This window comes from Gordonia sp. ABSL11-1, from assembly GCF_030315685.1.
GTDB lineage: Bacteria > Actinomycetota > Actinomycetes > Mycobacteriales > Mycobacteriaceae > Gordonia.
The window spans coordinates 107350-131700 of the sequence record NZ_JASXSI010000005.1 but is presented as its reverse complement, the minus strand read 5'-3'; the positions used below and the strand labels follow the sequence as shown (position 1 = coordinate 131700).

Sequence of the window (24351 nt, the reverse complement as noted above, 5' to 3'; positions counted from 1 at the left end):
AAGGAGTACAGGGGTTGTCCCGTCACCCCTGGACGCACGATCAGGGCCGAGCCCGGACGAGGACCTCGATGACGGTGGTCAGCACCGTGCGCTCGTCCTGATCCACCAGCGCGGCGGCTGCGATGACCAGCGCGCGGCCGCGATCGTCGACGACGATGTCGTCGATGGTCATCGACCCGGTGAGGGCGTCCTCCGGCCGCACGGGTCGGCGGAACTCGACGTCGACGAGCCGTCGGCCCGCGATCACCTGCCAGTCGGCGAAGGCTCCCTGGACCGCGAGCCGCTGGAAGATCGCCAGCGAGTGGATGCCGCTGGCGATCAATCCGCCGAACGCACCGCTCGCCGCCGCGGCATCGACATGGAGGCTCTGCGGATGACCGCGGCCGCCGCCGACGTCCCCAACTTCGCGACCGGCGGCGCCACCCTGTTCACCCGTGAGGAGGTGTCGGTTCTCGATGGCAGCTGACACCCTCACGGTCGACGAACTCGGCGAGCACCGGATCGCACGGAAGATGCTCGCCGACGACGCCGCGGTGGCCGCCCGCGCCGACATCCGGTTCCTGCTGCCGGCGCGCGAGGGCGACGTGCTCGTCGCGGAAGCCGTCGAGCTCCGACGCTTCGGCCGCAGCGGGATCTACGACGTGACGGTGAGCGTCGGCGACGAGGTGGTGGCGGAGTCCGCGGAGACAGCAGGACGATCGCCACCGGCGTCCGCTGACCCGCGTCAGTCGGTCAGGTCGAGGGCGGCGCGCACGATGCTGTCGGTGTCGATCCCGTGGTGACGGTAGACGTCGGCGAGAGAACCGGCCTGCCCGAAGCGGCTGACACCGAGCGCCGCACCGCGAACGCCGTGGATTCCGGTCAGGAACGAGAGTGTGTGTGGATGGCCGTCGAGCACGGTCACCATGGGGGTCGCCCGGTCGGTCGGGAAGACCTGGTCGAGGATCCACGACGGTGCGTCGTCGAGTCCGCGACGGGCCTGGATCGCCTCGAACAACAGCCCCGCGCTGGTCACACAGATCACGTCGGACGGGATTCCCTGCTCCGCCAGGCGATCCGCGGCCTCGATCGTCTCCGTCATCAGAGCGCCCATCCCGACCAGGGTGACGACAGGAGAGTCGGTCCGCCGCAGGGCATACGCACCGGCGATCACCTGTCGTCGTCGGCGTTCCCGGGCCGCGGGATCGTCGGGTACGCGCGCGAGGTTCTGGTCCACCGGCCTGGTCGACAACCGCAGATACGCCGATCCACCGTCCTCGCGGCCGAGGCGACGCATGGCCGCCAGCATTGTCCACTCGGTGTCGAGCACGAACGCGGGTTCGTAACCGACACAACCGGGTTGCTCGAGTCCGATCGACGGGGTGGTGATCGACTGATGCGCCCCGCCCTCGGCGGCCAGCGTCACACCCGACGGCGTGCCGACCAGGATCGACTGACCTCCGGCATAGATGCCGTAGGACCACGGCTCCAACGCGCGTTCCACGAACGGGTCGTACATCACGCCGATCGGGAACAACGGCTCGCCCCACCGACTCCACGTCGCGCCGAGCTCACCCATCAGACCGACGAGATTGGTCTCCGCGATACCGAGCTCCATGTGTTGGCCGGTCGGCTTCTCGCGCCAGTGCATGATCGTCTCGGAGTCGTCGTCGAACCAGTTGCGCCGTTCGGTCGACGACCACACCTCCACCTTGTTCAGCCACCCGGCGAGGTTCGTGGTGGAACTGACATCCGGACTGATCGTGACGATGCGTTCGGCCGCCGCCGGAGCGTCCCGGGTGAGCGCGAGCAGTGCGCGACCGAGTGCCGCCTGCGTGGTCGACGTGCCCGACGGAGTTCGGCCGAGGTCGTCGGGAACTGGGGGCGGAGTGTGCATTTCGACCGCCGCACGGGTGAGCCGCTGCGCCGTCGCGGTGCACAGTCTCCCCGCGGCGGTGTCGTCGGCGAACCGTGCCCACGGGTGCTCGGCGTCAGTGCCCATCTCGTCGGCGAGGGCATCGAACTGCTCGACCGTCAGCAGCGAGGAGTGATTCTGTGGATGCCCCTCCGTCGGCAGGCCGTGACCCTTGATCGTGTAGGCGATGATCACGGTCGGCCGGTCGTCGTCGATCTGGGCGAACGCCTGTCGCAACGCCTCCTGATCGTGACCACCGAGGTTGCGGATCGCGCGGGTCAGCGTGGCGTCGTCGAGTTCCGCGATCAGGCCGGCGATCTCGTCGGCCCCGGGGCCGTCGCCCGGCAGTCGTGTGCGCAATTCGTCTGCACCACAACGCAAGAGACGCTGGTACTCCGGGTTCGGCATGCTCGAGATGCGTTCCCGCAGCGCCTCTCCCCCGGCACGGGTGAACAGATCCTCGAGCAGGGCACCGAACTTGACGGTGAGCACCTGCCATCCGGCGGCGCCGAACATGCTCTCCAACCGGCCGGCCGCAATCTGCGGGACGACCCGGTCCAGCGACTGCCTGTTCAGGTCGACGATCCACACGATCTCACCGAGATCGCGCACCGTCGGATCCAGGATGGCCTCCCACACCGCACCCTCGTCCAGCTCGGCGTCGCCCACCAGGGAGTACTGTCGGCCGGCGCCGGTGGACCGGAACTTCGCGTCGACGTAGCGCCGGGCGATGGCACCCCAGATCGGCGCGGTCGCACCGATGCCGACCGACCCGGTGGAGTAGTCGACCGGATCGGGATCCTTGGTGCGGCTCGGATACGACTGCAGGCCGCCGTAGTCGCGCAGGGTCGTCAGGTATCGCTCGTCGAGTTCGCCCAGCAGATAATTGATGGCGTGCAGCACCGGCGACGCGTGCGGTTTCACCGACACACGATCACCGGCTCGAAGATGCTCGAACCACAGCGATGTCATGATCGACACCATCGACGCACACGAGGCCTGATGACCACCCACCTTCAACCCCGACGTGTTCGGGCGGACCCGGTTCGCGTGGTGGATGATCGCCGTCGAGAGCCACAGCACGCGCTCCTCGATGATGCGCAACGTATCCGGCTGGGAGTTCATGGGGCCATTCTCGCAAGTCCACGGCGCCGGCCGGGCACGGTTTCGCGCCGAGCGTGCCCGCGTGCGGTGTCGGGGCCGGACGCGGACGGTCGTCTGGACACGGTCGGCGCAAAACTGGACACGATCGGCGAAGAACTGGACACGGTCGACGAGGTCACTGGTGGCAGCGATGACGCACAACCGTTCACGCGCCGAATCCGTCGAGCACGGCGACCAGGCGGTCGCGGATCGTCTCGCGCACCCACGCCGGCTCGATGATGGTGAATGTTCGGTCGAAGCATCCCGTCCACAGCACCCGTATCGCGTGACTGCGGTCGGCGAAACGGAGCCGCAGACGCACCCGATCATCGTCCTCTTCGGTCTGCGAGAGGACGTCCGCGAAACCGACGAGGCCGTCGACGTCACTTGCGCGACAGTCGATCACCACATCGACGAACTCGAACGACGACCGGAACTCCTGCCGACGTCGCTCCCAGATCGTCTCGAGGTCGACGACGGCGGGCCGTCGCGCATCCTCCTCGAGGACCTCGACGTCCGTCATCCGCGAGACGCGATACATGCGTTCGTCACCGTCGACCGTCGCGACGAGGTACCAGGTGTCGCCCGCGACGATGAGGCCGATCGGATCGATCGTGCGTTCGCGGCCGACATCATCTCCACGGCGCCGATAGCGCACTCGCAGGCGCCGGCCGTCGAACACCGCGCGCTGCACGGGCTCGAGCGCCTCGAGCCGGTCGGGTTCGCGGACGAAGCCCTCCGGACGCACCAGGACCCGCGCCGCGGCACCGACCGCGCGATCGCGATGGGCGTCCGGGAGCGCGGCTGTCACCTTGCGCATCGCACTCGCGAACGCCGGTGAGTCAAGGCGCCCGGTACCAGCCAGCAAGGACGTCGCCTCGTCGACGGTCAGCCCGGTCAGATCGGTCCGGTAGCCCGGCAGCAGCGCGAACCCGCCGTGCCGACCGCGTTCGGCGTACACCGGAACACCGGACAGCGACAGTGCGTCGATGTCGCGCAGTACCGTCCGCTCCGAGACCCCGAGCTCGGCGGCGATGGCGGTCGCTGTGAGTCGGTCATGCTTCTTCAACAGCATCAGGACCGCGATCAGACGTTCGGCTCGCATGATTCTCATCCTCTCGCAAAAACATGACAGAAGATGTCATGTTTCCGCGATTGACTGGTCCCACCAGCCCAGAACGAGAGGAATGATCATGACGAACACACAGATCGCCGACCCCCGCCCGGCCTACGCGGCCGCGACCGCATGGGTGACCGAACTGCTGAACGGGGTGACCGACGAGCAGTGGACGGCACCGACACCGTGCGAGGAGTTCGACGTCCGCACCCTGGGCGCACACCTGATCGCCACCGCCAACCGCGCGGTCGCGCTGGCCGAGGGCGCCGACGCCCTGGCCCTGCCCCGTCTCGCCGATGGGCACGATGGGCACGATGGGAACACCTACGCGGCCACGGTCGCCACCGCCGTCGGACTGTGGTCCGACGACGCCACGCTCACGACGCCGGTCACGGTCCCGTGGGGCGAGGTGCCCGGCGCAGCCGCCCTCTGGGGGTATGTCAGCGAGACGCTCGTGCACGGATGGGACCTCGCCGTCGCCACCGGTCAGCCCGCAGAGACCGACCCGGCAGTCGCCGAACCGGTCCTCGGCATCGCCCAGCAGTTCATCCCCGCCGAGATCCGGGCCGACGACGAAGTCCCGTTCGGGCCCGTCGTCGAACCGCGGTCCGACCGAGCGGCTCGCGAACTGGACCGGGCGGGACGCGAGCCGGTGGGTCGCCGTCGAGGCCTGAGGTGAGGCGCCACGCTCGCCGGATTTCGGCCCAACCTGCGCATAACGGGTGGTGGAACCGCCACTGAACCAGCGGCATACGATGGATGTCGATGACAGAAGACCGGATGCCCGAGATGTGCGAGTCGGGTACCCGGGCACCCGAAGAAGCCGCGTCGCCCCCCACGGGTGCGTTCGCATCACTCTCGAATCCGAACTATCGGCTCTACTTCTTCGGTCAGGCGCTGTCACTCGTCGGCACCTGGATGCAGGCCACCGCCCAGGCGTGGTTGGTGCTCACGCTCAGCGGATCGGCCTCGGTCCTGGGCCTCATCGTCGCACTGCAGGCCGTGCCGGTACTCCTGCTCGGACCGTATGCGGGCGTGATCGCCGACCGGGTCGACCGCCGACGACTCATGATCATCCTGCAGTCGGTGATGGGTGTGCTCGCCGCCGTTCTCGCGGTCCTCACGGTGGGAGGATGGGTGCAGATCTGGCAGGTCGCCGGTCTCGCCCTCCTCTTGGGCCTCAACAACGCGTTCGAGAATCCGGCCCGCCAGGCGTTCATCCATCAGATCGTCGGCGAATCGCTGATCCGAAACGCCGTGACCCTGAACTCGGTGATGGTCAACGCCGCTCGCGCGATCGGGCCGGGGGTGGCCGGCGTCCTGCTCGCCGCCGTCGGCGCCGGCTGGTGCTTCGCCATCAACGCCGCGAGCTTCGTCGCGGTCGTCGTCTCACTCATCGTGATGAACACGGCATCCATCGAACACGAGGAGCCGATAGCGCGGGCCAGAGGCCAGCTCCGCGAGGGTCTTCGCTACGTCGCCGGGCTGCCGACGCTGTGGATACCGCTGGTGATGATGGCCCTGGTGGGCACACTCGCCTACGAGTTCCAGGTGTCCCTTCCGGCGGCGGCGCGCGACGTGTTCGACGGCGGGCCCCAGGCACTCGGTTTCATGACGTCGGCAATGGGGGTCGGCGCGGTGGTCGGAGGGCTTCTGGTCGCCGCCCGCGGGACAACCGGCCTGCGTCCCCTCACCATCGCCGCCGCCGGCTTCGGCGTCACCATCGCCATCACCGCGATCGCCCCGTCCCTCCCGGTCGCGATCATCGCCCTGTTCTTCGTGGGCTGGCTGAGCGTGTCCTTCATGTCGACCGGCAACGCGACACTGCAACTCAACTCCGACCCGCGGATGCGCGGGCGTGTCATGTCCTTGTGGTCGGTGGCCTTCATGGGATCCACGCCGATCGGAGGACCGATCATCGGTGCCATCTGCGAGGCGACGAACGCCCGTGTGGGTCTGGGCGTCGGCGCCGCGGCCTGTTTCCTCGCCGCGGCACTGGGTGTACTGGTCTGGCGGCGGCGCTCGACGACCCCGCCGAGGATGCGCGAGACCACCGCCGACAACCCGACCGCCTGATCCCTCTTCGCTTTTCGGGCGAATCGGACCCCCGGCATCGGACCTGACATCCAACCACCGCGCAACCCCACCGCCACCTCACAGATTCGGGGAGTACTGTCTCCCCGGGCATCCGACACCGCGTGCCGAAATGCCCGGTGGCCGAACGGAGGAGGGGCAGTCATCGTCGCAGAACCGGTACCCGCACATCCTCCGAAGTCCGTCGAAACAGACGAAAGCGCCAGCGCGACAGCGCAGCCCATCGCACCATCCCGACCACGCGACAAACATCTCCATCAGATCGACTTCGTCCGGTTGGTCACGTTTGCCGGGGTGATTCTCGATCACGTGATCCTCGGCATCGCGACACCGGCCAACGTGGCGGCCGGAGGTGTGGGAATCTTCCTGCGCTACACCAGGTATTCCTTCTTCGCGCTGACCGGTTTCGTGCTGACCTATCAGTATCGTCATCGCGAGCTCCGGCCGGTGCAGTTCTGGCGACGTCGGTACAAACTGATCGGACTCCCCTTCCTCGTCTGGAGCCTGTTCTACTGGGTCTACGGCCGGTACGAGGGTGGCGGTTTCGGCGGCCTACACGACCTCGTCGATTCGGCGGCCGACGTCGAGCTCGCAGCCAAGAGCATCGCGTACGACCTCATCACCGGGAATGCCTGGTATCACCTGTATTTCCTGTCGGTGAGCATGCAGATCTACGCGGTGTTCCCGGCCATGCTGTGGCTGCTGCGCCGGACATGGGGCGCCCACCGATACCTGCTGGCGGTCAGCTTGGCGGTACAAATGACGTTGCTGTACATCATGGTTCACCCACCCATGCCATTTCTGACCCACGGTCCGCAGGAGGTGCTGATGCGGCACCTGGTAGTCACCATCCTGCCGTACCAGTTCTTCATCCTGGCGGGCGGCGTCGCCGCCATGCACTATGCGGCATTCCAGGCCTTCATGATCCGGTGGCGATGGGCGTTTCTCGCCCTCGGCGGCGCCGTCGTCACCGGCACCCTACTGTACTACCTGCACGACGTCGACAGCGGGGAACCGATCGTCCGCGCCACCAATGTCTTCATGGCACACAACTCCTTCGCCTACATCGCGATCATCCTGATGTTGTACTCGCTGGGCACGATGTGGCAGGACCGCCGACGACCCGGCTCGGTCACCGACACCGTGATGCGGACGGCGGCCGACCGCTCCTTCGGGATCTACCTCGCGCACGCCTGGGCTCTCGCCGAACTGGAACCCACCATCCACGAACACCTCGACTCCTCGCCCGGACTGTTGATCGTCATCTCCTTCGTGGCCACCGTCGCGCTCACGGTGTTCGTCGTCGAGGTGCTCCGGCGCAGCCCGATCAGCCTCATCACGACGGGCCGCAGCACCATCGACTGGCGATCACAGACTCCGGTGCGTTCCTTGCTGACCGGGATGGCGGCGGTCGCGATCGGCATCATCGTCCGCGACGGTATGGGTGTCCCGGCAGGCGATCTGCTCACCGCGGCGGGTGCCCTGCTGATGGTGTCCGCCGGCATCGTGTTCGCCAGGCAGTGGACGCATCGGAACGACCGACTCCACGCCGAGGAGATCATCTGATCCCGGCGTCGGGATCCGCGGAAGCTCTCAGCGCAGAGCGGTGCTCTCAGCGCAGAGCGGTGAGCACCAGGCGGGCCACACCCGCCTTGCCCGACGCCGTCGGGTGATACGGGATCGGCAACTCGAATCCGTTCAACCAGGGATCGGTCGAGCACACCGTGTGTGCCGCGCCGGCCTCGGATGCCCGCACGAGGCGCGCTCCCCCACGTTCAGCGGCACGAGCGGTCGCGGCGGCCAGTCCCTCGAAAACGCGCGCGGTCTGCGCGGCCTGCGGCGCGGTCAGCGGGAGTTTGGCGCACAGGGGGCGACCCGGTTCCAGGACCGGCGGATAGTCGACGAGGAGGACGCGGGCCCGTGGCGCTCGGACGTGTACGGCGATGATCAGCTCGGTGAGCGACTTCTGCACGCGCCCGAAGTCGTCGGCATCGGGTTCGGACCGCACGACGTGCTTCTTCACACACCGCCGCGTGGAGTGCGTTGCGGCAGTCAGCGAATTGGCGCAACTGATCGCCGTCAGACGACCGATGTAGTCGATGTCGTTGCCGCCGACCGTGATCGTCACGAGGTCGGTGTCAGGGGTGACGGCAGCGATCTGTGGTACCCGACCACTAGGCGGTTGGGGTTTGCTCAGCACGTTGGCGGTGGTCGCGCTCGAGCACGAGGCATCGGTCAGACGAAGACCTGCGGCCCTTGCGACCTGGTGCGGGTAGTTGTCGGACGTACGCAGACACGGCAGGTTCTCCACCGACGCGGCATCGGGACCTGCGGCGTAGGAACTCCCCAGTGCCACATACTTTTTGCCCGCCATGGCGGAAATGCCCGACTTGGGGCTGCCGTGTGCCTGCGCAGGCGGGCTGGCCATCTCGGTGGCCGCGGTCCCGGGGATCACCACTGCCGCGACCGCGGCACCGGAGGCGACTACGGTCGCGATTCGGGAGAGCAACGCTCGACGCATGCCACGAAGTCTCACACATCCCGGCCACCGATCGGCGCCCGGGCACACGTTGCGATCGCCACACCTCTCGCTGCACCGGCGTTCCTCTGACCGAACGTGTATCCGCGAAGCCGGCGAGCCCGGCCCGCCGAGTGGCCAGGGTCGGCGACCACACATGTGGGTCCTGCGCATGGGGCGAGTCGGGGGATGCCTGGCGATCAGATAATGCGCGCTCGACCTCGTCTGCGGGCCCGCCGACGATTCCGTCTCACGATTGCCGTGGCGGTGATCGGCGTCGACCCTCGCCGCAACGTTCGCGGGCCGACTGCGCGTCCGACACACTGCGTGAGAAGGGCCGCACGTCGCGGCCTGCCGCTGGTTCGACGGTCAGGTCAATCAGCACACGATACCGGTGACCTACGGCGGACGTCCGCACATCGTGACCATCGACGAGCTGGGTTCGGGCGGTGTCAAGTTCTCCGATGTGACCTCGGTGAACAAGCCGCGCCATGTCGCACAGATCAAACTCGAGATCAACCTGCCCAGCAACCTCGACACCACCTGCGGTCGTCGATGGGCGGCGGCGTGTTCAGCAGCAACCCGCACTACTGTGCCGTCGATCGTCCGACGGATCCGACATCCCCTCGCGTGTTCATGGGAGTCGACGGACATCCGCGTCGTCGACATCCGCAACACCAAGAAGATCAAGGGGGTCGGCTACGTCAACCCACCCGCGGTCAACCCATCCGCGCAGAAGAACGCGACCGTCTCCGGCCTACCGAATTCCCCGCACGTGCTGGTGTCGATCTCCGGCGCGCCTGCGGTCGAGTTCCTCAGCTTCGGGATGGCCGTCCTGAACGGCAAGGTCTCGCTCGCCGACACGATCGGCCCGCGCTCGGGAATGGTCGTCGGCGGCGACCTGCCCACCGACTGGTGCTAATCTCCGCCGGAGTGGCGCGGCAATCAACTCTGGACGACCTGTGCCGACGGTGGCTTCTACGCACTGGAGTCGAGCCCGACGGTGTACACCCCTCCCGCAGTCCAGGACTCGCACATGGGATGAGTGCAGGACGGGGATGAGTGCAGGACGGGGATGAGTGCAGGACGGGTTCGGATCGTCGGCGTGACGGGCATCGCGGTGCTGCTGCTCACCGTCGGCCTTGCGACCGGCGTGTGCTGGCAGAGCCAGCAAGACGACGACGCCCGTGGCACGACGTCGAGCGTCACCGATGTCGTTTTCGCACAGGACATGTCGGCGCTAGCTAGGGCGCGTCGTCTCGTCAGAAGATGTCGGGCAGGTCCGTCGACACGCGGTCGGTGAACGCGGCGGGACGCTTCTCCAGGAACGACGTCACCCCCTCGGCGACGTCGGCCATCGTCCCGCGATAGAAGATGGCCTTGGAATCGGCCTCGTGCGCCACCCACGGACTCGGCGCTCCGGCCATGCGCCACAGCAGCTGGCGGGTCAGGGCCACCGACACGGGCGCCGTCGTCGACGTCAGATCCCGAGCGACCGCGATTGCCGTCGACAGCACCTCGTCCTTCGGCACGACCTGCTGGACGAGCCCCCGCTCGTGCGCTTCGGCGACGGGCACCATCTTCGCCCCCATCGCCCACTGCAGCGCCGTCGGCAGTCCGACCAGCTTCGGCAGGAACCATGACGACGCGGCCTCCGGCACGAGCCCCCGCTGCGCGAAGACGAAACCGAACTTCGCATCCTCCGAGGCGATCCGAACATCGGCGGGCAGCGTCATGGTGACACCCACACCAGCGGCCGCACCGTTGATCGCCATCACCACCGGCTTGAGTGACGCGAAGATCCGCAGCGTGACCTGACCGCCCATGTCCCGCGGGACCTCGCCGGGTTCCTGCTGGTCGAGCTCGAAGGTGGTCGCGCCACCGCCGAGGTCGGCGCCGGCACAGAAGGCCCGGCCGGTCCCGGTGATCACGACGGCACGGATCGAGTCGTCGGCGTCGGTCTCGTCGAACACGGCTTGGATCTCCTCGCCCATCTGGTGGGTGAAGGCGTTCAGCCGGTCGGGACGATGCAGTCGGATGATCGCGACATCGTCGTCGCGCTCGAGAACGATGTGCTGGTCGTCGGTCTGCCGGGTGAGAGAGGTCACCGATACAACCTACTCGATGACCGAGCGAACGTTCGTGAAGGCGTCGGATTCCCGAGATGGAGATACCCCGAAAGTGCGAATCCACCTTGCTGGTGAAGCAAGGTGGATTCGCGCTTTCGGGGTATCTGGACTGGCTAGGCGGTTTCGCCCTTGCTGTCGCCGGCACCGGTCAGCTCGGCCGGTGCGTCGGGCAGCTCACGGGGCTTCTCCGAACCGGTGAAGACGAATCGCGCGTCCTCGCCGTCGTCGCCGCCGTCCCAACCCTCGACGTCGACCAACACGATCTGACCGGCGTTCAGCTCGTTGAAGAGGATCTTCTCCGACAGCTGATCCTCGATCTCGCGCTGGATGGTGCGACGGAGCGGACGGGCACCCAGGACCGGATCGAACCCACGACGGGCGAGGAGCTTCTTCGCCTTGTCGGTCAGCTCGATCGCCATGTCCTTGTTCTTCAGCTGGGTCTCGACGCGGTTGATCATGAGATCGACCATCTCGATGATCTCCTGCTGAGTCAGCTGGTGGAACACGATGACGTCGTCGATGCGGTTGAGGAACTCGGGCCGGAAGTGCTTCTTCAGCTCGTCGTTGACCTTCTGCTTCATCCGCTCGTACTGCGACCCCTCGCTGCCGCCCTGGGTGAAGCCCAGACCGACGGCCTTCGAGATGTCGCCGGTACCGAGGTTCGAGGTGAAGATCAGCACGGTGTTCTTGAAGTCGACCGTACGACCCTGACCGTCGGTGAGGCGGCCGTCCTCCAACACCTGCAGCAGCGTGTTGTAGATCTCCGAGTGCGCCTTCTCGATCTCGTCGAACAGGACCACCGAGAACGGCTTACGACGCACCTTCTCGGTGAGCTGACCGCCCTCTTCGTAGCCGACGTACCCGGGAGGAGCACCGAACAGCCGCGACGCGGTGAAGCGGTCGTGGAACTCGCCCATGTCGATCTGGATGAGTGCGTCGTCCTCGCCGAACAGGAAGTTCGCCAGGGCCTTCGACAGCTCGGTCTTGCCGACACCGGACGGGCCGGCGAAGATGAACGAGCCCGACGGACGCTTGGGGTCCTTCAGTCCGGCGCGCGTACGACGGATCGCCTTGGAGACGGCCTTGACGGCATCCTCCTGGCCGATGATCCGCTTGTGCAACTCCTCCTCCATACGGAGCAGACGGGTGGTCTCCTCCTCGGTGAGCTTGAACACGGGGATACCGGTCCAGTTGCCCAGCACCTCGGCGATCTGCTCGTCGTCGACCTCGGCCACGACGTCCATATCTCCACTGCGCCATTGCTTTTCACGCTCAGCCCGCTCGGCGACGAGTTGCTTCTCCTTGTCGCGGAGGTTGGCCGCCTTCTCGAAGTCCTGCGCGTCGATCGCGGACTCCTTCTCCTTGCGTGCGTCGGCGATCCGCTCGTCGAACTCGCGCAGGTCCGGCGGCGCGGTCATCCGGCGGATGCGCATGCGCGCACCGGCCTCGTCGATCAGGTCGATCGCCTTGTCCGGCAGGAACCGGTCGTTGATGTAGCGGTCGGCCAGGGTGGCCGCGGCCACGAGCGCGCCGTCGGTGATCGAGACCCGGTGGTGGCTCTCGTAGCGGTCGCGGAGGCCCTTGAGGATCTCGATGGTGTGCTCGACGGACGGCTCGCCGACCTGCACCGGCTGGAACCGGCGCTCGAGAGCGGCGTCCTTCTCGATGTACTTGCGGTACTCGTCGAGGGTCGTCGCACCGATGGTCTGCAGCTCACCGCGGGCCAGCTTCGGCTTCAGGATCGACGCAGCGTCGATTGCACCCTCCGCGGCACCCGCGCCGACCAGCGTGTGCAGCTCGTCGATGAACAGGATGATGTCGCCGCGGGTGTTGATCTCCTTGAGCACCTTCTTCAGACGCTCCTCGAAATCACCGCGGTAACGGCTGCCGGCGACCAGCGACCCGAGGTCGAGGGTGTAGAGCTGCTTGTCCTTCAGCGTCTCCGGCACCTGACCGTTGACGATCGCCTGGGCGAGGCCCTCGACGACCGCGGTCTTGCCGACCCCGGGCTCACCGATCAGCACCGGGTTGTTCTTGGTGCGGCGGGACAACACCTGCATGACCCGCTCGATCTCCTTCTCGCGCCCGATGACCGGGTCGAGTTTGGCCTCGGCGGCGGCAGCAGTCAGGTTGCGGCCGAACTGGTCGAGCACCAGCGATGTCGACGGCGTGCCCGTCTCGCTGCTGCGTCCTCCCGTACCGGCCTCCTGCGGCTCCTTGCCCTGGTAACCCGAGAGCAGCTGGATGACCTGCTGGCGGACGCGGTTGAGGTCGGCGCCGAGCTTGACCAGGACCTGGGCGGCGACACCCTCGCCCTCGCGGATGAGACCGAGGAGGATGTGCTCGGTGCCGATGTAGTTGTGGCCGAGCTGCAGCGCCTCGCGCAACGAGAGCTCGAGGACCTTCTTGGCACGCGGCGTGAACGGGATGTGGCCCGACGGCGCCTGCTGACCCTGGCCGATGATCTCCTCGACCTGGCTGCGGACGCCCTCGAGCGAGATGCCCAGCGACTCGAGGGCCTTGGCGGCGACGCCCTCCCCCTCGTGGATGAGACCCAGGAGGATGTGCTCGGTGCCGATGTAGTTGTGATTGAGCATCCGCGCTTCTTCTTGCGCCAGGACGACGACCCGACGTGCGCGGTCGGTGAACCGTTCGAACATTGTTCTCCCTCACATAGCTTGCGCCCCGGCCGTCGGTGACCACAGCGGCGACAAATGCGGCGGTGTCGATAGAGACCACCAGCTTGAGTTCAGTCTAGTGGTCGCTTCGCGTGCAGCTACAGTTAACGTCGCTCCAGGGACATTTCTGTTACTGCTCCGGCGGGGATCTGCGCAGTACAACCAGGCAGGTGGGGGCTGTGTTCCATGGCCGCTACGCCGACAGCGAACGGGCGCCCCGACCAGCGTTTCGACGCCCTGTGCGACACCGAACCGACCAGTCGCGGCGCAAGTCCAGCCGGAATCGGACATCGCGGGTAGTCTCCCCCAGATGAATGACGGCGGTCGTCCGCATTCCGATTCCATCTCCCCGACGCACCCCGAGGCGACCCGGGGAACGACGAACAGGGTGGTCTTCGGCACCTCGGCGGCCATCGTGCTCGCCTTCGCGATCTGGGCGCTGGCGGCGCCCGACACCGCGGAGTCGGTCATCGGCGACGTCCGGGACTTCATCACCCGCTGGTTCGGTTGGTGGTACTTCATCCTGGCCACCGGTATCGTCGCCCTGGTCGTGTTCCTCGGCGTCAGCCGCTACGGCCGCTACCGTCTCGGGCCGGAGGAATCCCGCCCCGAGTACAGCCTGTTCACCTGGACGGCCATGCTGTTCGCCGCCGGTATCGGCATCGATCTGATGTTCTTCTCGGTCGCCGAGCCGGTCACCCACTTCCTCGCGCCGCCCGTCGGACCGCCGGAGACCAACGACGCCGCACGTGAGGCGGTCACCTGGACGGTCTTCCACTACGGACTGACCGGATGGGCGATGTACGCGCTGATGGGCGGCGCACTCGCGTACTTCGCGTTCCGTCACAACCTGCCGCTGACGATCCGGGCCGCGCTCTATCCGATCTTCGGAAAACGGGTCGAGGGACGCTGGGGTGACGCGATCGACGTCGCCGCCGTGCTCGGCACCATCTTCGGAATCGCCACGTCGCTGGGCATCGGGGTGGTGCAACTCAACTTCGGTCTCAACGAGATCTTCGGCATCCCGCAGGGCAAGGCCGCGCAGATCGGACTGATCGTGCTGTCGGTCGTCATCGCGACGGCGTCGGCGACCTCGGGCGTGGACAAGGGCATCCGGCGACTGTCCGAACTCAACGTCATCCTGGCGATCCTGCTTCTCGTCTACATCCTCGTCGCCGGCCGGTCCGACTTCCTGCTCAACGGCCTGGTGCAGAACACCGGCGACTACATCTCGACATTCCTGGACCGCACGCTGGACACCTTCGCATGGGATCAGGTCAACCCGCCGCCGGGCAACGACGCCCAGGGATTCGTCGACGGCTGGACACTGTTCTTCTGGGCCTGGTGGGTCGCGTGGGCACCGTTTGTCGGGCTGTTCCTGGCGCGGATCTCACGCGGCCGCACCCTGCGACAGTTCGTGTTCGGGGTTCTCGTCGTGCCGTTCAGCTTCATCCTGCTGTGGATCTCGATCTTCGGGAACAGCGCGCTGGAGGTCGCCCGCGGCGACGCGTCGTTCGCCGAGGTCACCGCGTCCACCCCGGAAGCCGGTTTCTACACGTTGCTCGAGCAGTACCCGGGCGCGCCGCTGCTCATCGGGGTCGCCACCATAACCGGGTTGTTGTTCTACGTGACCAGCGCCGACTCGGGATCGCTGGTGATGGGCAACTTCACCTCGCGGTTGCCCGATCCGATGGCCGACTGCGCGCGCTCGCTCCGTATCTTCTGGTCCGTCGCGATCGGCCTGCTGACGCTGTCGATGCTGTTCGCCGGCGGCGGCGACGGGTCGATCCTCACGCTGCAGGCGGCCACGGTGATCATGGGTCTGCCGTTCTCGTTCGTCCTCGCGCTGATCGGCGTCTCGTTGCTGAGGTCGGTGCGGGCCGAGTCCTACAAGGGCGACAGCTTCCGCACGACCCTGCCCAAGGTGATCGCCGCGGGTCGCGGCCCCAGCGAGCACGGCAGTTGGCGACAACGACTCCTGGGCACCATGCGCTATCCGGGTCCGACGGCGACCGAGAAGTTCATCAGCAAGTCCGTGATCCCCGCGATGCGCGAGGTCGCCGCCGAGTTCGCCAAGGAGGGCATCACCGCCGCCGTCGACGAGTCGGCGAGCAACGACGGACTGCCGTCGCCGCGACTGGTCGTCGAACTGGCCCACGAGCCGCGCTTCGACTACTGCGTGTGGCCGGTGTCCGCGCCGACCCCCACCTACGCCGTGCTCTCGCAGCGGTCCGACGACCGGTACTTCCGGTGCGAGGTCTACCTCGCGGAGGGGTCACAGGGCTATTCACTCAACGGCTACAGCCGCGAACAGATCATCGGCGACATGCTCGACCAGTACGAACGACACCTCGGCTACCTGCACCTGCGTCGGTCCGCCAATGGACACCAGACGACCGATAGCGTGGTCGACATGCCCGACAGCGACCCTGAAGGAACCCCGGCCCCATGAGCGACACCCTGTTCATCGGCGGCGAGTGGAGATCAGCCGAATCCGGCGAGACCCGCGAGATCCGTTGCCCCGCAGACAACGCACTCGTGGGAGTGGTCGCCGAGGCGGGCGCGGGCGACACCGAGGCCGCCATCGCCGCGGCCCGGACCGCGTTCGACGACGGCCGCTGGCGGTCCGTCCCGGCCGCCGAGCGCGGGGACCTGCTCCTCCGTGTGGCTGACGAGATCGTTACGCGACGAGACGAGTTCGTGCGCGCCGAGACTCTCGACACCGGTAAACGTCCGTACGAGTCCGATCTCGACATGACCGACATCGCCAACTGCTTCCGCTATTTCGGCAAACTCGCCGCCGACGACGCCGGGCGGGTCGTCGACGCCGGCTCACCCGACGTCGACTCCCGCATCGTGTACGAACCTGTCGGCGTCTGCGGACTGATCACGCCATGGAATTACCCTCTGCTGCAAGCGGCCTGGAAGATCGCGCCCGCACTGGCCGCCGGGAACACGTTCGTCCTCAAGCCTGCGGAGCTGACCCCGCACACCTCGATTCTGATCATGCGCGTGCTCGATGATCTGGGCCTGCCACCCGGGGTCGCCAATCTCGTCACCGGAGCCGGTGCGTCCGCGGGGGCACCGCTGTCCTCCCATCCCGACGTCGACCTCGTGTCGTTCACCGGCGGGCTCGCCACCGGCAAGGTCATCGCGCGCGAGGCGGCGGCCACGGTCAAGAAGGTCGCCCTCGAACTCGGCGGCAAGAATCCCAACGTGGTGTTCGCCGACGCCTGTGACGCCGCCGAGCGACTCGCCGCCTCGGTCGACAACGCCCTCAACGCCGCATTCCTGCATTCCGGTCAGGTGTGTTCGGCGGGTGCACGACTCGTCGTCGAGGCCGCGGCGCACGACCGCTTCGTCGACGAACTCGTCCGGCGCGCAGGCCAGATCAGGCTCGGGCTCCCGTTCGCCGAGGGCACCGAGACCGGTCCCCTCATCTCCGCAGCGCACCGCGACAAGGTCCACGCCTACGTCGAGCAGGCGCGCGCCGACGGGGCCACCATCCGGACCGGCGGCGGATTCGCCACCGGCGACCAGGGTTCGGGTGGTCTCGACGACGGCTGGTTCTATCTGCCGACGGTGATCGACGACGCCGACAGATCCATGGCCTGCGTCCATGACGAGGCGTTCGGCCCGACCGTCACCGTCGAGACGTTCACCTCCGAGGAGGAGGCGGTGGCCATCGCCAACGACACCGAGTACGGTCTCGCCGGTGCCGTGTGGTCCTCCGATGCCGCTCGCGCCCGCCGCGTCGCCGGCCGACTTCGCCACGGAACGGTGTGGGTCAATGACTTCGGGCCGTATCTGCCCCAGGCCGAATGGGGCGGATTCGGGCACTCCGGCGTCGGGCGCGAACTCGGCCCCACCGGGCTCGACGAGTACCGCGAGGCCAAACACGTGTACGAAAACCTGCGACCGGGCGTCACCGGCTGGTTCGATGACCGAGGAGATCCGGCGTGAACGACACCTTCGACTATGTCGTCGTGGGCGGTGGGTCGGCCGGGGCCGCCGTCGCGGCGCGACTGTCCGACAATCCGGACGTGACGGTGTGTCTGCTCGAGGCCGGTCCGTCCGATGTCGACGACGATGCCATCCTGCAACTCGACCGGTGGATGGATCTCCTCGAATCGGGATACGACTGGGACTACCCGATCGAACCGCAGGAGAACGGCAACGACTTCATGCGGCATGCCCGCGCGAAGGTCCTCGGCGGATGCAGCTCCCACAACAGCTGTATCGCGTTCTGGGCGCCGCGGGAGGATCTCGACGACTGGGAGCGCGAACACGGCTGCACCGGTTGGGGTTCCGATTCTCTGTACCGACTGTATCCACGGATCGAGACCAACGACGCACCCGGCGACCACCATGGCCGCAGTGGTCCGGTCCATCTCATGACCGTGCCACCCGCCGATCCGTGTGGCGTCGCGGTCCTCGACGCGTGCGAGGCCGTCGGCATCCCGAGGGCGGAGTTCAACAGCGGCACCACGGTGATCAACGGCGCCAACTTCTTCCAGATCAATCGCCGACCAGACGGAGTCCGGTCATCGTCGTCGGTGAGCTATCTCCATCCCATCCTCGACCGGGCGAATCTCACGATCCGGACCGGCGCGTGGGCGAAGAAGATCATCCTGGAGCGAGGCGACGGTCGCCTGCGCGCAGTGGGCGTCGACATCACCGACAATGCGTTCGGCCGCACCACCACCGTGCGCGCCCGCCGCGAGGTCATCGTCTCGACGGGTGCGATCGACTCGCCGAAGTTGTTGATGCTGTCGGGGATCGGCCCCACCGTCCATCTTCGTGAGCACGGCCTTGACGTCCTCGTCGACTCGCCCGGCGTCGGCGCGAACCTGCAGGACCATCCCGAGGGAGTCATCGGCTTCGAGACCACCCGCCCGATGACACGAGAATCCACCCAGTGGTGGGAGGCCGGGATCTTCACCACCACCACCGACGGTCTGGACCGTCCCGACCTGATGATGCATTACGGCAGTGTCCCGTTCGACATGCACACCCTCCGGCAGGGCTATCCCACCAGCGAGAACACCTTCTGCCTCACGCCTAACGTCACCCACGCCCGCTCGCGCGGGACGGTGCGACTGCGATCGCGCGATTTCCGCGACAAGCCGCGGGTCGATCCCCGCTACTTCACCGATCCGGACGGCCACGACATGCGCGTGATGATCGCGGGCATCCGCAAGGCCCGTGAGATCGCCGCGGCAGGTCCGCTCGCGGAATGGATTGCGCGCGAGCTGTATCCGGGTCCGAACGCCGCATCAGACGACGACCTCGCCGACTACATCCGCCGTACCCACAACACCGTCTACCACCCGGTCGGCACGGTCCGGATGGGTCCGGCGGACGACGCGATGTCGCCGCTCGATCCGGAACTCCGCGTGAAGGGCGTCGACGGACTGCGTGTCGCGGATGCCTCGGTGTTCCCGGCGCATACGACGGTGAACCCGAACATCACGGTCATGCTCGTCGGCGAGCGGTGCGCAGAACTCGTTGCGGCGGAAGGATCATGATGTCCCGGCCGGTATCGTCCACAGAGTCCGCGTGGCCGCGGATCCCCGTCGGCGACTGGTCGGCGACCCGCGACACGCTGCAGTTGATGACCCAGGTCGTCGGCAAGGTCCGGATGGCGAACACGCCCGTCATGAGTCACTGGTGGAACGTCGTCCTGTATGTGTCCAGCCGGGGTCTCACCACCGGCCTCGTCCCGTACGGCAGCCGGGGCTTCACCATGGAGTTCGACTTCATCAACCACCGCCTGGCCATCTCAACGACCACCGGCGAAGCTCGCTCGATCCCGTTGCGGGAACGTCCGATCGCCGAGTTCTATCGCGACGTGATGGACACGCTCGACGACCTGGATCTCCGCACGGACATCTGGACCATGCCGGTCGAGATACCCGACGCCATCCCGTTCGATGCCGACCGCGATCACACCGCCTACGACGCCGATGCCGCACATCGCTTCTGGCTCGCCCTGGTCCAGATGAACCGCGTCTTCGACGAGTTCCGATCCCGCTATGTCGGGAAGGTCAGTCCGTCCCACTTCTTCTGGGGCGCCTGCGATCTCGCCGTCACCCGTTTCTCGGGTCGATCCGCACCGAAGCATCCCGGTGGAGCGCCCAACTGCGGTCCGCACGTGATGTGGGAGGCGTACTCCCACGAGGTCAGCAGCGCCGGCTACTGGCCCGGCCCGGACGGTGAGGGCAGTTTCTACTCGTATGCGTATCCTGAACCCGACGGATTCCGTTCGGCCCGGGTCGGACCCGACGCTGCGTCGTTCGACGAGTCGCTCGGCGAATTCCTGCTGCCGTACACGGCGGTTCGTGAGGCCGCGGACCCCGATGCCCTGCTCCTCGAGTTCCTGCAGAGCACCTATGTGGCCGCCGCCGACGCCGGAGGCTGGGATCGGTCCGCGCTCGAGCGGTGAGGGCTGACGACGAAGCGGGCTTTGTCCGACTTGCTACAGTGAGCCGGTCTCTGGAGGGGAATCCGGTGAGAATCCGGAACTGACGCGCAACGGTGTGGGTATCCCCGAGTCCGAATGCCTCCGGGACGCGGCGTCTCGACGAGCCGAACCCTGTCCACGGGCCCCGCGCACGGGCCCCTGAAGAAGGCAACTGCCGTGCTCCGCTGGTCCAAGGTCGTCCCCGCCATCACCTGTTCGATGCTGTTGCTCCTGACCGGATGCGGCGCCTCGGACGACTCCACCGATACTTCGAACCCGTCCGAGATCGAGGCCTCCGGACCGACGACCTATCCGCTGACGATCGAGAACTGCGGAGAGAAGGTCACCTTCGACGGGCCGCCGCAACGGGCTGTGTCGCTGTATCAGAGTTCCACCGAGATTCTGTTGTCACTCGGCCTCCAGGACAGGATGGTCGGCACATCCACGTGGTTCGACCCGGTCCTTCCCTCGTTGGCTGCAGCCAACGCACAGGTGCCCAGGCTCGCCGACAATGACCCGTCACTGGAGTCGGTACTCGCCACCGATCCCGACCTCGTGACCTCGGCGAGTGCGCACACGTTCACCCCGGGTGTCGTCGCCGACCGTGCCCGCTTCGCTCAACTGGGCGTGCCGACGTATCAGTCGCCGTCAGTGTGTGTGGACGCCACAGTCGACGGGGAGACCGTCACCCGCACTGCGCCGCTGCGGATCGACACGCTGTATCGAGAGATCCGGGAGCTCGCCGCCATCTTCGATGTCCGTGATCGCGGTGCCGCATTGGTATCCGAATTGCAGGGTCGAATGGAGGCGGCGACAGCTCAGGCCGCAGCGGGGGTTCCCGATGGACAGTCGCCGACGATCGCGTTCTGGTTCTCGGGCATCGACACCCCGTACATGGCGGGTTGCTGTTCGGCGCCAAGGCTGTACGCCCACGAGACCGGTACCACCAATGTGTTCGCCGACGCCAAAGAGGACTGGCCCGAGGTGAACTGGGAATCGGTCGCCGACCGGAACCCGTATGTGCTCGTCCTCGGCGACCTCAGTCGCAAACGCATCGAGGGCGATTCGCTGGACACGAAAAAGGCGTTCCTGTCCTCGAATCCGTTGACCAGCCGACTCGACGCCGTCCGGAATCAGCGATACGTGGTGCTCACCGGTTCCGAACTCGACCCCGGTATCCGCGAGGTCGATGCCGTGGAGAAGCTCGCCGCAGGCCTGCAGTCGTTCCGTCAATGACGCGGTCGTGACCCGGCAATCCGCGTACTGACCGCACGTCGGTAGTTGATCTGCGGGATGCCATCGTCGACGGTGACCTGTGCCAGCACCTCATACACGTGTTCGACGAGCTCCTCGGTGATCACCTCGGCGGGAGTTCCCAGCGCGACAACCGATCCGCATGCCAATACGACCACGCGATCGCAGAACATCGCCGCGAGATTGAGATCGTGCAGTGCGACGTAACTGGTCATCGGCAACTCGGAGACCAGCGCCAGCAACTCGAGTTGATGAGAGATGTCGAGATGATTCGTCGGCTCGTCGAGAAGCAGTTCGTCGGGCTCCTGAGCCAGCGCGCGGGCGATCTGCACGCGTTGTCTCTCGCCGCCGGACAACGTGTGCCAGCGACGATGTCGATGCTCGAGCATGCCGGTGTGCCGCAGCGCCTGCTCGATGGCTGCGGCGTCGGCAGCGTCATCACCGCCGAATGTGCCCCGATGCGGAATCCGGCCCAGGCCGACGACATCGAAGACCGTGATGTCCACCTCGGTGTCGACCTGCTGCTCGACGGTCGCCACGCGACGAGCGATCTGACGCCGACGAAGTGAACCGATGTCGGTGTCATCCAAGAACACGCGGCCGGAATCCGGCCGGTGGACGCCGGCGAGGACACTGAGAAGCGAGGATTTTCCCGATCCGTTCGGACCGAGAAGCCCGATGGTCTCGCCGACACACGGCTCGACGGTCACCCCGTCGAGCACGAGGTGTCCGCCCCGGCTCCAGCCGATGTGCTTGGCATGCAGAGGCATCAGCGGAGCCTCCGACCACGGTCGATCACGGGGTACCCCGCATCCGAAACAGGATGAGGGCGAACGCTGGTACCCCGACCAGCGCTGTCACCACGCCGACCGGGATCTCCTGCGGGGCGAACAGCGTCCGGGCGACGGCGTCGACCCACACCATGAAGATCGCACCGATCAGTGCCGTCGCCGGCAGCAACCGCCCGTGTCGTGGGCCGACCAGAAATCGCGCGGCGTGCGGCAGGACCAGTCCGACGAATCCGATGGCGCCTGCCGCGCTCACCAGTGCAGCGGTGATCAGGGCGGTCACCGTCAGCAGGACGATCCGGATCTGACGAACCGACACACCCAGCGATGCCGCCGCGGAGTTGCCGAACGTGAACGCGTCCAGCGACGACGACACCGCCAGACACACCACGATCCCGAACAGGGTGACGGCCCCGCAGAGCACGACGTCGGACCAGTCGGCGCCGCTGAGTGAACCGAGCAACCAGAACAAGACACCGCGGGTCTGCTCGGCGTCGGCCGACGACATCACGATGAAGGAGGTGAGCGCGGAGAACAACTGTGTCCCCGCGACTCCCGCGAGGACGACCTTGGCGGTTCCGCCACCCGCGCCGGCGGCGAGCGCGACGACCGCGACGAAGGCGACCACCGCACCGATGAAGGCACCCGTGGACAACGACACCAGACCACCGCCGATACCGAGTACCGCCACCGACACCGCTCCGGTCGAGGCACCCGAGGAGATACCGAGGACGAAGGGATCTGCCAATGGATTGCGTAACAGAGACTGCATGATCGCACCACAGATGGCCAGTCCCGCACCGCACACGGCGGCCAGTAAGGTCCGAGGCAGTCGCAACTCCCAGACGATGCCGTCCTGCAGACGGGTCAGTCCGGAGTTCCCGATTCCCCAGTGCTCGAGGATCGCCGCATACACGTCGCGCACAGAGAGATTCGCGGGTCCGATCGTGACGGTCACCGCGATCGACAGCACGAGCACGACCATCCCGCCGGCGAGTGTCCCGGCGAACACCGTCGTCGACTCGCTCAGCGGCCTCCGACTGCGCGCCGGTCCCCCCGCTCCGGTCGAGGTATGGGCATCGGTCACCGGGGCATTCATGATTGCGGGGTGGCGAGATTCCACTTCTGCAGTGCGGCGGAGACCTTCTCCACGCCGTCGACGGTGCGGATGGTCGGGTTCATGTCCGCACCGTTGACGATGATGTAGCGCTTCTCGCGCACCGCCTGCATCTGGGAGGTGACCGGGTTGGACTCGAGGAAGGCGATCTTGCTCTCGAGTGCGTCTCCGTCGATGCTGCGCCGGCTGAGGTCGGCCAGCACAAGTGCCGTCGGATTGCGATCGGCGACCGTCTCCCACGTCACCTGCGGCCACTCATCGGTGGTGTCGGCGAAGACGTTCGTCGCGCCGACGGCCTTCGTGATCGCGCCGGACGAGCCGCAGCACCCGGCCATGTACGGGGTGTTGGTGTCGGCGAACCAGTACGCGAGCGATACACCCTGTGCATCCGTCGAGCCCGACGCCTTCGTGTACCGGTCCTGCAGTTCGCCGACGAACTGCTCGCCACGGTCGCGAACATCGAAGATCGCGGCGAGGTCGCGGATCTCCTGATAGACGCTGTCCATGCTGTAGGGCGTGGTGCGAGCGCCGTCGGCGTTGGACGCCGACGACACCTCGCCGGAGCATCCGTTGTCGGTGGGCGATAGGTAGGTCGGTAGACCGAGTTTCTCGTACTGATCACGCCCGGCGACTCCCCATCACCGATCGACGATCCGAACGATGCGGTGACGAAGTCCGGTTCGGCGTTGAGCACCGTCTCCAGCGACGGCTTCTTGTCGGCGAGGCGGGGCACCTTTTCATTGGCGGCGGCCAGATTCTCGCGGACCGGATCGGTCCAGGTCGCGGTCCCGACCATGCGGTCGGCGAGGCCGAGGGACAAGAGGATCTCGGTGGACGCCTGGTTGAGCGACACCACCCGCTTCGGCGGGCCATCGACCGTGACCGTCCGCCCACAGTTCTCGATACTCACCGGATAGCCGTCTGCCCGTTCATCGGACGACGAACCGTCACCGGAATCGGAACTGCCACAAGCCGAGAACACGAACGCAGAGGCGATGAGGACAACGGAACAGCGGATCGCTGACATACGCATGACTGCAGAACTTCCTGGTCATGAGCTCACTCGCGGAGCCCAGGTGAACCTGACCCGATCGATCCAGTCATCGGACTCGCGCCTACCCGGCGTCGGGCAGAACACTCACCGTTGCGCGTCAGT

General features: G+C 66.8%; 15 protein-coding genes, 4 pseudogenes and 1 riboswitch. Of the genes and pseudogenes, 10 read left to right on the top strand and 9 right to left on the bottom strand.

Annotation, left to right across the window (positions count from 1 at the left end):
• Positions 1–40: 40 nt before the first annotated feature.
• A complete protein-coding gene (locus QSJ19_RS07710; RefSeq protein WP_286319482.1) occupies positions 41–469 on the bottom strand; it encodes a MaoC/PaaZ C-terminal domain-containing protein in 429 nt (142 codons plus the stop codon).
• A gap of 52 nt (positions 470–521) precedes the next feature.
• Here QSJ19_RS07710 and QSJ19_RS07705 point away from each other — a divergent pair.
• Positions 522–718, top strand: a pseudogene (locus QSJ19_RS07705) (hotdog domain-containing protein); the annotation flags it as partial.
• A gap of 6 nt (positions 719–724) precedes the next feature.
• Here the strand turns inward: QSJ19_RS07705 and QSJ19_RS07700 are convergent.
• Together QSJ19_RS07700 and QSJ19_RS07695 are read right to left on the bottom strand one after the other, a co-directional pair.
• On the bottom strand, positions 725–3019 hold the full coding sequence (locus QSJ19_RS07700) for a thiamine pyrophosphate-binding protein (protein WP_286319481.1): 2295 nt from the start codon (positions 3017–3019) through the stop codon (positions 725–727).
• A 184-nt stretch (positions 3020–3203) separates the two neighbouring features.
• Positions 3204–4142 (bottom strand): helix-turn-helix transcriptional regulator, encoded by a 939-nt coding sequence (locus QSJ19_RS07695; protein ID WP_286319480.1) that lies wholly within the window; start codon positions 4140–4142, stop codon positions 3204–3206.
• An 88-nt stretch (positions 4143–4230) separates the two neighbouring features.
• On the opposite strand from QSJ19_RS07695, the pseudogene QSJ19_RS07690 reads away from it, so the two are divergent.
• From QSJ19_RS07690 to QSJ19_RS07680, 3 genes and pseudogenes are all read left to right on the top strand, one after another.
• Positions 4231–4828: pseudogene (locus QSJ19_RS07690) on the top strand (TIGR03086 family metal-binding protein).
• A gap of 91 nt (positions 4829–4919) precedes the next feature.
• Complete coding sequence (locus QSJ19_RS07685) at positions 4920–6230, top strand: MFS transporter (protein WP_286319479.1); 1311 nt, start codon at positions 4920–4922, stop codon at positions 6228–6230.
• A 312-nt stretch (positions 6231–6542) separates the two neighbouring features.
• Entirely contained in the window at positions 6543–7814 is a 1272-nt protein-coding gene (locus QSJ19_RS07680) for an acyltransferase (protein WP_286319478.1), read from the top strand.
• A 46-nt stretch (positions 7815–7860) separates the two neighbouring features.
• Here the strand turns inward: QSJ19_RS07680 and QSJ19_RS07675 are convergent, their stop codons facing one another.
• Complete coding sequence (locus QSJ19_RS07675; protein WP_286319477.1) at positions 7861–8769, bottom strand: SGNH/GDSL hydrolase family protein; 909 nt, start codon at positions 8767–8769, stop codon at positions 7861–7863.
• 334 nt (positions 8770–9103) lie between these two features.
• Here QSJ19_RS07675 and QSJ19_RS07670 point away from each other — a divergent pair.
• Positions 9104–9811, top strand: a pseudogene (locus QSJ19_RS07670) (hypothetical protein); the annotation flags it as partial.
• Between the two features lie 217 nt (positions 9812–10028).
• Here QSJ19_RS07670 and QSJ19_RS07665 read toward each other — a convergent pair.
• Both QSJ19_RS07665 and QSJ19_RS07660 read right to left on the bottom strand, forming a co-directional pair.
• Positions 10029–10874, bottom strand: a complete 846-nt coding sequence (locus QSJ19_RS07665) for an enoyl-CoA hydratase-related protein (RefSeq protein ID WP_286319476.1) — start codon at positions 10872–10874, stop codon at positions 10029–10031.
• A gap of 134 nt (positions 10875–11008) precedes the next feature.
• Positions 11009–13555, bottom strand: a complete 2547-nt coding sequence (locus tag QSJ19_RS07660; RefSeq protein ID WP_286319475.1) for an ATP-dependent Clp protease ATP-binding subunit — start codon at positions 13553–13555, stop codon at positions 11009–11011.
• 328 nt (positions 13556–13883) lie between these two features.
• On the opposite strand from QSJ19_RS07660, the gene betT reads away from it, so the two are divergent.
• From betT to QSJ19_RS07635, 5 genes are all read left to right on the top strand, one after another.
• Positions 13884–16025, top strand: a complete 2142-nt coding sequence (betT, locus tag QSJ19_RS07655) for a choline BCCT transporter BetT (protein ID WP_286319474.1) — start codon at positions 13884–13886, stop codon at positions 16023–16025.
• Entirely contained in the window at positions 16022–17536 is a 1515-nt protein-coding gene (locus QSJ19_RS07650; RefSeq protein WP_286319473.1) for an aldehyde dehydrogenase family protein, read from the top strand. The genes betT and QSJ19_RS07650 overlap by 4 nt, the downstream gene beginning before the upstream one ends.
• Entirely contained in the window at positions 17533–19101 is a 1569-nt protein-coding gene (locus tag QSJ19_RS07645) for a GMC family oxidoreductase (RefSeq protein ID WP_286319472.1), read from the top strand. The genes QSJ19_RS07650 and QSJ19_RS07645 overlap by 4 nt, the downstream gene beginning before the upstream one ends.
• Positions 19098–20018, top strand: a complete 921-nt coding sequence (locus QSJ19_RS07640) for a DUF5996 family protein (protein WP_502876112.1) — start codon at positions 19098–19100, stop codon at positions 20016–20018. The genes QSJ19_RS07645 and QSJ19_RS07640 overlap by 4 nt, the downstream gene beginning before the upstream one ends.
• Before the next feature lie 9 nt (positions 20019–20027).
• A riboswitch (cobalamin riboswitch) is annotated at positions 20028–20158 on the top strand.
• A 55-nt stretch (positions 20159–20213) separates the two neighbouring features.
• Positions 20214–21272 (top strand): ABC transporter substrate-binding protein, encoded by a 1059-nt coding sequence (locus QSJ19_RS07635; RefSeq protein ID WP_286319470.1) that lies wholly within the window; start codon positions 20214–20216, stop codon positions 21270–21272.
• Here QSJ19_RS07635 and QSJ19_RS07630 read toward each other — a convergent pair.
• The 3 genes and pseudogenes from QSJ19_RS07630 to QSJ19_RS07620 all read right to left on the bottom strand — a co-directional run bounded on the left by QSJ19_RS07630 (position 21266) and on the right by QSJ19_RS07620 (position 24228).
• Positions 21266–22060 (bottom strand): ABC transporter ATP-binding protein, encoded by a 795-nt coding sequence (locus QSJ19_RS07630; protein ID WP_286319469.1) that lies wholly within the window; start codon positions 22058–22060, stop codon positions 21266–21268. The two genes, QSJ19_RS07635 and QSJ19_RS07630, sit on opposite strands and share 7 nt — an antisense overlap.
• 25 nt (positions 22061–22085) lie before the next feature.
• Positions 22086–23063 (bottom strand): FecCD family ABC transporter permease, encoded by a 978-nt coding sequence (locus QSJ19_RS07625; protein WP_286319665.1) that lies wholly within the window; start codon positions 23061–23063, stop codon positions 22086–22088.
• Between the two features lie 110 nt (positions 23064–23173).
• Positions 23174–24228: pseudogene (locus QSJ19_RS07620) on the bottom strand (ABC transporter substrate-binding protein).
• Between the last annotated feature and the right edge of the window lie 123 nt (positions 24229–24351).